The sequence below is a fragment of the Paenibacillus bouchesdurhonensis genome (assembly GCF_900155685.1).
Classification (GTDB): Bacteria; Bacillota; Bacilli; order Paenibacillales; family Paenibacillaceae; genus Fontibacillus; species Fontibacillus bouchesdurhonensis.
The window spans coordinates 4,392,330-4,403,442 of sequence record NZ_LT732548.1 but is presented as its reverse complement, the minus strand read 5'-3'; the positions used below and the strand labels follow the sequence as shown (position 1 = coordinate 4,403,442).

At 49.6% G+C, this 11,113-nt stretch carries 8 protein-coding genes; 7 read left to right on the top strand and 1 reads right to left on the bottom strand.

What is annotated here, in order from left to right; genetic code table 11:
* Positions 1-584 precede the first annotated feature (584 nt).
* The 5 genes from CZ379_RS24125 to pgmB all read left to right on the top strand — a co-directional run bounded on the left by CZ379_RS24125 (position 585) and on the right by pgmB (position 8,796).
* Positions 585-1,589 carry a LacI family DNA-binding transcriptional regulator gene (locus CZ379_RS24125; RefSeq protein ID WP_110933941.1) on the top strand — a complete coding sequence of 335 codons (1,005 nt, stop codon included), beginning with the start codon at positions 585-587 and terminating at the stop codon, positions 1,587-1,589.
* A gap of 285 nt (positions 1,590-1,874) precedes the next feature.
* The gene (locus CZ379_RS24120; RefSeq protein WP_110934545.1) at positions 1,875-3,281 is read left to right on the top strand and encodes an ABC transporter substrate-binding protein; all 1,407 of its coding nucleotides are present in this window, start codon (positions 1,875-1,877) and stop codon (positions 3,279-3,281) included.
* Positions 3,282-3,549: 268 nt separating this feature from the next.
* Positions 3,550-4,632 carry a carbohydrate ABC transporter permease gene (locus CZ379_RS24115; RefSeq protein ID WP_110933940.1) on the top strand — a complete coding sequence of 361 codons (1,083 nt, stop codon included), beginning with the start codon at positions 3,550-3,552 and terminating at the stop codon, positions 4,630-4,632.
* The gene (locus CZ379_RS24110; protein WP_110933939.1) at positions 4,633-5,724 is read left to right on the top strand and encodes a carbohydrate ABC transporter permease; all 1,092 of its coding nucleotides are present in this window, start codon (positions 4,633-4,635) and stop codon (positions 5,722-5,724) included.
* A 63-nt stretch (positions 5,725-5,787) separates the two neighbouring features.
* Complete coding sequence (gene pgmB, locus CZ379_RS24105) at positions 5,788-8,796, top strand: beta-phosphoglucomutase (RefSeq protein ID WP_110933938.1); 3,009 nt, start codon at positions 5,788-5,790, stop codon at positions 8,794-8,796.
* 148 nt (positions 8,797-8,944) lie between these two features.
* On the opposite strand, the gene CZ379_RS24100 is transcribed toward pgmB, so the two are convergent.
* The gene (locus CZ379_RS24100) at positions 8,945-9,400 is read right to left on the bottom strand and encodes an SRPBCC domain-containing protein (RefSeq protein WP_110933937.1); all 456 of its coding nucleotides are present in this window, start codon (positions 9,398-9,400) and stop codon (positions 8,945-8,947) included.
* Positions 9,401-9,507: 107 nt separating this feature from the next.
* On the opposite strand from CZ379_RS24100, the gene CZ379_RS24095 reads away from it, so the two are divergent.
* Complete coding sequence (locus CZ379_RS24095; RefSeq protein ID WP_110933936.1) at positions 9,508-10,308, top strand: helix-turn-helix domain-containing protein; 801 nt, start codon at positions 9,508-9,510, stop codon at positions 10,306-10,308.
* A 122-nt stretch (positions 10,309-10,430) separates the two neighbouring features.
* Positions 10,431-10,988 (top strand): glutathione peroxidase, encoded by a 558-nt coding sequence (locus CZ379_RS24090; protein WP_324616505.1) that lies wholly within the window; start codon positions 10,431-10,433, stop codon positions 10,986-10,988.
* Positions 10,989-11,113: the final 125 nt, after the last annotated feature.

Here is an 11,113-nt window from a genome sequence, read left to right as displayed (position 1 = left end):
TTAGATAAATGGATTTATGGCAGTTAATTTCTGTGGCAAGGCAAAAGGTAAAAATTAAATGGATTTGATGTCATTAAAAGAAGGGAAATTGCCCATTGATTTTAGGTGCAGCGAATCCATCTAATCCCTTGAAACATTCGTTTAGAGCATAATTAGATACATGGATTCCATTTAGTGCACGACAGCTTGGTACACGTATCTTAGTTTAGACCTTAGCAAGCAGCAGAAACAGCAAACACAGCAAACGCAGCAAACGCAGCAAACGCAGCAAAAGCACAGCAGTACCAGCGCTAACAGAGATCGTCGAAACATTATGCCTACTTGCCCACATCGTTTTAATAGTCGAGTGCACCTCATATATTAATCAACTATCTACCAATAAATAACCAGTTCACATTGCATAATCAGGAGCTGTTGTTTAGTCTGATAACGGAATCCATTACGGGAATTCAACATCATAATACCGAGCACCTAGCTGTACTTATCCATCTCGTTGAAAGCGCATTCAAAAAAGTTCTTGTCAAAACAAAACTGCCTTGCTATAATGAGCTTGAAAAGCTTTTCAAAAGAAGGATGTAGACAAAATGAAACCTACAATTCGGGATGTTGCCAAGATGGCAGGAGTATCCATCAGCACTGTTTCCCGGGTTATGAACGCACCGGATACAGTGGTTGAGAGTAAACGGGGGCGCGTATTGGAAGCGATTGAGGAGCTGCAGTACCAGCCGAACTCTTTCGCGCGCGGCCTGATCTATAGGAAGTCTTTTACGCTGGGCCTGCTTATCCCTGATATTGAGAATATCTACTATTCCAGCATGATTCGGGGGATGCAGGATGCTTGCATCAAGCTTGGCTACAGTCTGATGATTTGCAATACAGACCGTGACAAGGATCGCCTGCTGTCCTATATCGACGCGTTTCATGAGAAGCAGGTGGATGGGATTGTTTTTGCAAGTGACATGATTTTTCCGGAGTATTATGAGAAGTTGGTTGGAAGCCGGATCCCTTTTGTGCTGGTCTCGTCTCACTCCTATGAGTATGACATTCCGAGCGTGGAGATTGACGACAAGGCGGCAGCCTATGATGCGGTCAAGTATTTGATCGAGCTAGGCCACACAGACATCGGGATGATTGGATTCAATCATGAGAATTCCATATCCGGCCCGCCTCGTTACGAAGGGTTTGTGCAAGCCCTTGCAGAATGCGGTCTGGAGCATAACATCAAGAAAGTCAAATATGCGAATCACCGTTTTGAGCATGCCTATGATGCAGCAGACGAGTTGTTTAACGAGCATCCGGAAATCACGGCGGTATTCTGTGTAGCCGACGAATTCGCGATGGGGACGATATCTTACTTGAACGAACGGAACATTAGGGTTCCGGATCAAGTATCCGTTATAGGCTTCGATAATCTTCGGGTCGCGAGCATGTATATTCCGAAGCTGACGACAATTGCACAGCCGATCTACGAATTGGGTTATCGAGCGGCGGAGAAGGTGCATGAACTGGTTACGACGGGAAGCATCGATATTTTGCGGGAAAAAATGGATCATGAGCTTATTGTCAGAGAATCGTGTAAAGAAAAGTAAGTTTTACTTATTTTTCTGCCGAATCTGAAAAGCTTTTCAAGCCTCGGAAAGCGTAAAAATTTGAATGGGCAATCAGCAAAATGTAAACGCATACAATCTGGTGCGCCATGATATTATTTTAGCTAAAGAACGACTATTTATGTTTTTAAGGGGGTGATCCTGGAGAGGAATGTTTGGCGGCCAGTCAGAAGCCGGACAGGGAAGAAAACCAAGAACGTCAAGAAGACAGGCAAGACCCTTGAACAGGGACGCAAAATTTTAAAAAATAAAGGGGATGTTCATGAGATGAAGAACGCTGTAGGACGCAAAATGTCATTGCTTCTAGTACTGTTGCTATCTTTCACGATGGTACTCAGCGCCTGTGGAGGAGGAAGTACGGCGAAGAATGAGCCGCCAGCAAATAACCAGACCGGCAGCAACAACCAAGGAGCAGTGAATGAAGGAAGCAACGAGAATCTTTCGCCTCTGGAGCTTGCGTTGAAAGGGGAGTATAAAGGGACGAAGGTAACGATGTTCGGTCCGTTCGTGGATGCTGACCAAGTAAAATTCGAGAACAGCATTAAAGAGTTTGAGGAAAAGACCGGAATCGATATTCAATATGAAGGCTCCAAAGAGTTCGAAGCTACGATCAATATTCGCGTTGACGGCGGAAATGCCCCTGATATTGCCGACTTCCCGCAGCCGGGTCTGCTGGCTTCGATCGCGAAGACGGGGAAGGTCATCGACTTGACCAACATTCTTGACCAGGACAAATTGAAAGCGAACTACAACCAAAGCTGGCTTGACATGGGGACAATGGACGGCAAAGACGGCACAATCTTGGCCGGGATCTGGAACCGCAGCAACGTAAAGAGCTTGGTGTGGTATCCGAAGAAGCAGTTTGAAGAGGCAGGTTATGAAATTCCGGAGACATGGGATGAACTTATGGCCTTGACCGAGCAAATTGCAAAAGACGGTGATCCTGCTTGGTCCATCGGTATCGAAAGTGGCGCAGCAACGGGCTGGACGGCGACAGACTGGGTTGAAGATATTATGCTTCGCACAACTTCCCCAGAGAATTACGATAAATGGGTGAGCGGCGAGCTGCCGTTCACATCACCTGAAGTGAAGCGTGCTGTGGAACTCATGTCTGACATTTGGATGAATAAAGATTATGTGTACGGCGGGACGAAATCGATCGTTACTACAGCTTTTGGCGATGCCCCGGCTCCGATGTTTACGGATCCTCCGAAAGCCTGGTTCCACCGTCAAGGGAACTTTATTACCAGCTTCTTCCCCGAAACGGTTAAAGTGGATGAAGACTACGATTGGTTCTACCTGCCATCTATTGATGAAGAATACGGCAAGCCAGTACTTGTAGCAGGCGACATTTACGCGATGTTTAATGACCGTCCGGAAGTTCGCGCGGTGATGGAATTCTTCACGACGGGCGAATCCATTAAGACATGGGTACAATCCGGCGGCGTAATCGCGCCAATGAATGACGCATCTCTCGACTGGTACAGCTCCGAATCCGACCGCCGCATGGCGAAGCTTGTGCAGGACGCATCAACACTCCGCTTCGACGGATCTGACTTGATGCCGGGTAAGGTCGGCGCAGGTACGTTCTGGAAAGGCATGACTGACTACGTGAGTGGTACGGCAACTTTGGATGACGCATTGAAGCAAATTCAGTCCGGTTGGGACAACTAATCCACATATTGTAAAATCATCGGTCTCATCGGTCGAAATCATCTCTATTAGCACGGTATGAACAGGAAAGAGGGGCACTGTAGTTCAAATGGTAGCTGCTCCTCTTTTCCTGTCTTATCCACTTTTGATCACGAAGTAATTCAAGGCTTACGAAGATAGTTTTGCTCCGCAAAACAAGCGTATGCTTACGAAGATAGTTTTGCTTCGCAAAACAAGTGTATGCTTACGAAGATAGTTTTGCTCCGCAAAACTTATAGGAGGAGCTATTATGAGTGCACAAGCAAAACCAACAATTAGCATGAAAGCCGTGCTCTTATCCTTGCTTGTACTATTGGCCAATATCGCCGTACACGGTTCCATATTCGTTTTTTTCCGCGATTCGACGCTAAACCCGCTCCTGACGGCTGTATTCGCCGTGCTATGGGGAGTCGTCGGCGTGTATCTCATCTACTATACGTTTAACTGGGCTGTCGAGCAGTACCCGGAGCATGTCCGCCGGAAAGTTCTGCCCTTCATCTTCGTCGGCCCGGCAACGCTCGTCCTGGGCTGGCTGCTTGTTCTGCCTGCATTGCGGACGCTTTACTTAAGCTTCTTCAATGCTTCCTCGGATAAGTTCGTCGGGCTGGCCAACTATGCGGCTATTTTTACTGATCGTCTGCTCGCGACGGCGCTGCGCAACAACCTGCTGTGGGTATTCGTCGGAACGCTGGCCTGCGTAAGCTTGGGGCTGCTGATTGCAATTCTGGCCGACCGCAGCAGCTACGAGAAGATCGCCAAGTCGATCATCTTCATGCCGATGGCGATTTCCTTTGTGGCCGCCGGCGTCATTTGGAAATTTGTTTACTATTATCAGCCGGGCGATGAGCAGATCGGGATTTTGAACGCGATCGTTACATTTTTTGGCGGCGAGCCGCAGGCCTGGACGAGTATGCTCCAGCCATGGAATAACTTTTTCTTGATCTTGATACTCATTTGGATGCAAACGGGATTTGCGATGGTTATTTTCTCCGCGGCGATCAAGGGCGTCCCCGAGGATATTCTAGAGGCGGCGCGCGTAGATGGGGCGGGCGAAGTGAAGATTTTCTTCGGCATTATGATTCCATATATCTCTAGTACGATTTTGACGGTCACCACGACCATTATTGTATTCACTTTGAAAATATTTGACGTCGTCATGGTGATGACGGGAGGTCAATACGATACAGAGGTTGTTGCAACGCAGTTCTACCGGCAGTTTTTCATGTACCGCAACTTCGGTTACGGCTCCACGCTGGCTATCGTGCTGCTAATCGCCGTCTTGCCTGTCATCATTATCAATTTGCGCCAGTTCCGCAAGCAGGGGGGATTCTAAATGGTCGGCCGTAAAAAGAGAAAAGGAAGCAAGACGGTAGTCAATGTCGTACTCGGCATCATCTGCTTCATCTGGGTGCTCCCGACGCTGGGATTATTCATCTCCTCATTCAGGCCTGCGGCGGATATTCTTCAGACTGGCTGGTGGAAGGTGTTCCCTCATCAGGAATGGAAGTCTGGAGAGACCCTGCAGCTATCTAAAGAGGTCGATCTTCGCGAGCCGATTGAGGTTAATGGCAAAACCTATACGGATGATCAGTTGAAAGCCGGTGTGGCCGAGGGTGATCATCGCCTGGTGTGGGAGAACCGCAGAGCCCGTACGCTCAACATGCAGGAGCGAGGCTGGGAAGTGAAACCTAATTTTACGCTGGACAACTACAAGAACGTATTGTCTGGGAAGGAATACAAGCTGAAGCTCGGGGACGGCAGCGAAACGGTGCAAAAAGGAACCGGCCTGTCCCAGGCCTTCTGGAACACGCTGACCATTGCCGTACCGGCGACGATCATTCCGGTGCTGATCGCTTCGTTTGCGGCATACGCCTTTGCTTGGCTGCGATTTCCGGGCCGCAAAACGCTATTTGTCATTATTATCGCCATGCTCGTCATTCCGATTCAGGTCGCGCTGATTCCGATTCTGAAGGATTACACGGCGCTAGGCCTGAACGGCAGCTACCTGGGCATTTGGCTAGCGCATACCGCGTTCGGTCTGCCGCTTGTCACGTACTTCATGTACAATTTTATCAGCCAGCTGCCGAAAGATTTGTTCGAGTCGGCATTCATTGACGGTGCGAGCCATTTTACGATTTTCAGCCGTCTGATCCTGCCGCTGTCCGTGCCGGCCTTGGCGTCGATCGCGATCTTCCAGTTCCTGTGGGTATGGAACGATTATCTCGTATCGCTCATCTTCATTGGCAACCAGCCGGGCGTACAGGTTATGTCCATGAAGATCGCCGATCTTGTCGGATCACGGGGCAATGACTGGCATTTGCTGACTTCGGCCGCTTTTATTTCGATGCTGATGCCGCTGACGATTTTCTTCCTCTTGCAGAAATATTTCGTCAAAGGGCTTATGGGTGGATCGGTCAAGGGCTAAGTATAAGCACTGTAACAACAATCAACAAGAGAACGATTACGGAATTGGAGGGGCCGGGTAGAGATGAAAATGAAACCATACGTGCATCCGAGGGCGCTGTATCCTTATCAGGAGTGGTGCGTTACCGAGGAGTCCTATGACGAAGAGAACAATCAAAGAAATGAGAGTATCTTCGCTTTAGGCAATGGATATATTGGCATGCGCGGCAACTTTGAGGAAGGATATTATGGCAAGAAGGGAAAATCGGTCATCGGCAACTATTTGAACGGCTTTTATGACTCCGAGCCGATCGTCTATCCCGAGGGAGCCTACGGGTATCCAACGCGCAATCAGTCGATGCTCAATGTTCCGAACGCACAACTCGTCGAGCTGAGAGTCGAAGGCCATCCGTTTCATTTCCATGCGGGCAAGCTGCATCGCTCCAAGCGGCAATTGAATATGCAAAAGGGAATCTTGGAACGCGAGATCGAATGGGAATCTCCGGCGGGACACCGCGTGATGATTCGTATCCAGCGGATGGTCGCTTTGCAGCACAAGCATTTGGCAGCGATTCACTATGAGGTGACCGCGCTAAACTTTGAGGGTGATGTGGCTCTGATATCCGCGATGGAAGGTAAAATTGCCGAGCCGGAAGCGACGGATGATCCTCGACTTGGCGGTACCCGATCCGAACCGAATTTGCTGCTGGAGGAGAACGGGCACGAGAAAGCGATGCTATGGATGAGGCATCGCACTCGGTATACGGAGTTTGCGCTGCTCACCGCGATGAGTCATCGCATTGAAGCTCCTTGGGGATACGAAATGTCCGTCCAGCAGAATGAGCAGCGGACGTCGGCCAAGTATAAGCTGCGACTTAAAAGCGGCGAGACGGCCCGGCTGACGAAATACATCTCGTATCACACGACACGGGATTATGCGGAGGCAGAGCTGGTCAGCCGGAGCAGCGAGGTGCTACGTTATGCGTACGACAGCGGGTTTGAGCTGCTCGCTAGGGAGCAAATCGCTTATTTGGAGCGATACTGGCATCATGCCGACGTGGAGATCAACGGGGATGTGGCGCTGCAGCAGGGGATTCGCTTCAATGCCTTTGCTCTGCTGCAATCTGTAGGTCGTGACGGCATCACGAATATCGGTGCGAAGGGTCTTACCGGAGAAGGTTATGAAGGTCATTATTTCTGGGATACGGAAATGTATATTTTGCCGTTCTTTACGTATACCCAGCCTGAAATCGGCAGAGCCCTGTTGGAGTTCCGTTATAACACGCTGGATAAAGCACGGGAACGGGCAGCCGTTATGTCGCAGAAGGGCGCGCTCTATCCTTGGCGCACGATCGACGGTGCCGAGAACTCGGCTTACTTCCCAGCAGGAACAGCTCAGGCACACATTAATGCAGATATCGCTTATGGGATTAAGCAGTACGTGCAGGCGACAGGGGATACGGAATTCCTCGTGGCGAAGGGGGCGGAGATTCTGTTCGAGACGTCCCGGTTCTGGGCGGATCTCGGTCATTACAACCCGGCGCGTGGGGGTGCGTTCTGCATTGATGCGGTCACCGGACCGGACGAATATACAGCGATCGTCAACAACAATGCGTATACGAATCTGATGGTTCAGGAACAGTTGATCTATACTTACGAGACGGCAGCGATGCTGCGTGAGCAGTATCCGCAGCACTATGAACAGCTGTGCCGAAAGCTTGAGATCACGGAGGATGAGATCGAAGGATGGCTGGTTGCGGCGGAGAAGATGTTCATTCCGTTTGATAAGGAACTGGGCATCTATGCGCAGGATGATACGTTTTTAACGAAGAAGAAATGGGATTTCGAAAATACGCCCGAAGACAAATATCCATTGCTGCTGCACTACCATCCGTTAGTTATCTATCGGCATCAGGTGCTGAAGCAGGCTGACCTTGTTCTGGCCATGTTCCTGTTGGGGAATCGCTTCTCCTTGGCGGACAAAATCCGCAACTTCAACTATTATGAACCGCTTACGACGCATGACTCTTCGTTATCCACATGCATTCACAGCATCATCTCCGCCGAAATAGGAAATTTGGCGAGCGCGTATACTTATTTCGACCGCACGGTGCGGATGGATCTCGACGATGTGAACCGCAATGCGAAGGATGGCCTCCATACGGCGGCTATGGCGGGCTCCTGGATGTCCATCGTGAACGGTTTTGGCGGTATGCGCGCCTATGACGGAGTGCTCAGCTTTGATCCGAAGCTGCCGGAGCAGTGGGATAGCTATCGCTTTAAGGTGATGAACCACGGGCAGTTGGTCGACGTATCAGTCCATCGCGAGGCCGTAGTGTATACGCTTCTCGACGGCGACGGCACGGAGGGCCTGGAGATCAGGCATAAAGGGCATACGGTGAATTTAGTGCTGGGCGAGCCGGTAACCATCCCCTTCGTGAAAAAATTGGAGGCCGTTATTTTCGATCTCGATGGTGTCATTACGGATACGGCTGAATACCATTATCTTGCCTGGAAAGAGCTCGCCGAGGAGCTTGGCCTGCCGTTCGACCGCGTTAAGAATGAACGCCTGAAAGGTGTAAGCCGGATGGAGTCGCTGGAGATCGTCCTCGAGGATAGTGAGCGGAGCTATACCGCGGAAGAGAAGGCGGAGCTGGCTAAGCGGAAGAACGAGAGCTACAAGCGAATGATCGAGCATATTACGCCTGCCGATCTGCTGCCGGGCATTCGCGAGCTGTTCGTCAGCCTGCAAGAGCAGGGGATTGCGGTCGGGTTGGCGTCGGCCAGCCACAATGCGCCGTTTATCCTGGAGCGGCTAGGAGCCAGCTCCTGGTTCCAGGCGGTGGCTGACCCTGGCAGCGCCCGCAAAGGCAAGCCGGATCCGGAACTATTTCTGCTGGCCGCAGAAATGCTTGGCGTAGATCCGGCGAACTGCCTCGGCGTCGAGGATGCCGAGGCAGGCGTGGCCGCCATTCACGCCGCAGGCATGAAGGCGGTCGGCATTGGAAGCGCCGCCCAGCTCGGCGCCGCTGACCTGCTGCTCGCCTCGACGGCCGAGCTAAGCCTAGACAAGCTGCGGCAACTGATCGGTTAGCCGCAAGCGTTGTGGAGAAGGCAATCGCCGATCAGCAACAAGCGCCCCATGCTCCTCTTCCTAGTTTTTGGGAAAGAGGAGCTTTTTGTGCATTACGCGCTAGTAGGGCTGCTAAGTTATGAGGTTGAAGCTATTGACAACCGCTGACTTATACTCCATAACCGAAATCGAGCGGTTTACCGGTTTCCGCAATTGTTTTAATATTACTAAGGATCATCCACCAGAGGGGATTCGCTTTCTCGAATTGCGGGTTATTGTCTGTCCATTGATCGTTTACGAGGTGGAGTCGGGTACAGCCTCCAACTTGGTCTAGCCTTAGGGTCACTGTACTTTCCAGTTCCGCGTGTCTATCGTGATGGGTGGGTCCCGGGTGATCCGTGTAACTCAATAGTTTGTGCTTCTCGAAAGCTAACAACCGACCGTAAATATGTACGGTTTGCTCTCCTTCCGCCCCAGGGCCGACAAACTCTATTGGTTCCCCTACTTGCATACTTGATCGGATGACTCCTCCCATAAAAGCATGGAATGATTTTTCCGGATCGATAAGTACATCCCAGACTTGTTCAGGACTAGCTCCGATATAGAACGTGTATTCCAATTTCATTCTTCATTCCTCCTACTATTGTTAATACAAAACTCTAGTTATAATATAATGATTCTATCTTGAGGTTTCTTGTAAAAATGCGACCATTTTCTGAAGGGGTGACCACGATGAGTGATTTGAATCAATTGAATAAAGGGATTCTCCGATTGGAAGAGGCAAAAAAAAATTTTACCATAGCGCGTCACATCCCCTCTGAACACTTGCGTTTTCTTATCCGGCATTACTGGATTGTCGAATGGAATTTGAATGGCGGACTTACGCATCGGCAGGAAGTTCTGCAGCACCCCGGGGTTAATATCATTTTTCAACAGGGGCATTCCCATATTCATGGTATTGAAAGCAAAAAATCGACATACCTGCTTCAAGGAGAAGGGCAAATTATTGGAGTATTGTTCCGTCCAGGTGCTTTTCATTGTTATGGCGGGCTGCCTATGACTGACTTTATTGATCGAACAGCAAGCATATCCGACATCTTTCCTTTTGATGCGAGCTGGGCCGAAAATGAGATTTTTTCACAAGGGGGAATGGATCAGAAGCTTGCGTGTTTGGAAGTGTTATTAACTCGTAACCTGCCTGAGCCCGATCCAAACGTGGACTTATTGAACAAGATGATTGATCAAATTGTCGAAGATCGTCGCATCACGAGAGTCGATGATCTAGTGAGAGAATATAATATGAGCTCGCGCACCTTACAGCGCATGTTCAAACAATACATTGGCGTCAGTCCAAAATGGGTGATTAATCGATATCGTATGCACGAGGCTTGCGAATCAATCGAGAAAGGAGCGGATATCACCGAATTATCCTTGGAACTCGGATATTTCGATCAGGCTCATTTTAGCAAAGACTTCAAAGCGGTGATCGGTAAATCGCCGAGGGCTTATGCAAAATTGTCTAGGAAATCATGAAAATCGGCTGGAGGAATAGTGTCTACTTTCTACCACTCGTCCTGGGTGGCTTTGTTGCATTTCCTCAGAAACTATTATATGGTGAAAAAGTACTACATAACTGTCGAGGTGACTAGAAATCCATGTTGACTATCTATGATTTTAACGTACTCAAGCCAAGTGGTGAGCGGTTTCCTTTATACGATTTCGAGGGCAGCCCGGTTCTAATTATGAATACGGCGAGCAAATGCAAGTTCACGCCCCAGTTCGATGATATGCAGAAGCTATATGAGCAGTACCAAGCGGATGGGCTCAAGGTAATCGGCTTTCCCTGCAATCAATTTGCGGAGCAGGAGCCGGGTACGAACGAAGAAGCAGAGTCTTTTTGCCAAATTAATTATGGCGTGAAGTTCCCGATATTTGCCAAGGTAGAAGTGAACGGGGAGCAGGCGCATCCTTTGTTTGATTATTTAAAAAAGGCGGCTCCGTTTCAGGGGTTCGATGAGAGTGATATCAATGCCAAGCTGCTGAAAATGATGGTAACCGAAAAAGCACCGCAATGGCTGGTTGGCGATGCGATCAAATGGAATTTCACTAAATTTCTCGTCGATCAGCAGGGCCGTGTCGTGCGTCGCTTTGAGCCTACCGACTCTATCGACAGTATTAAATCCAGCATTCAGGAGTTATTGCAATTAGCCTAGAGTAGCCGCTGTCTAGCTTAGGGGAGTCATTGGCCTCAAAATGCGAGCAGCATCTAAAAAATCCCCGCCTCAAAATCAGGACTGACCCATAACGTGTGACAGGGATCAGTCCTTCAGAGGCGGGG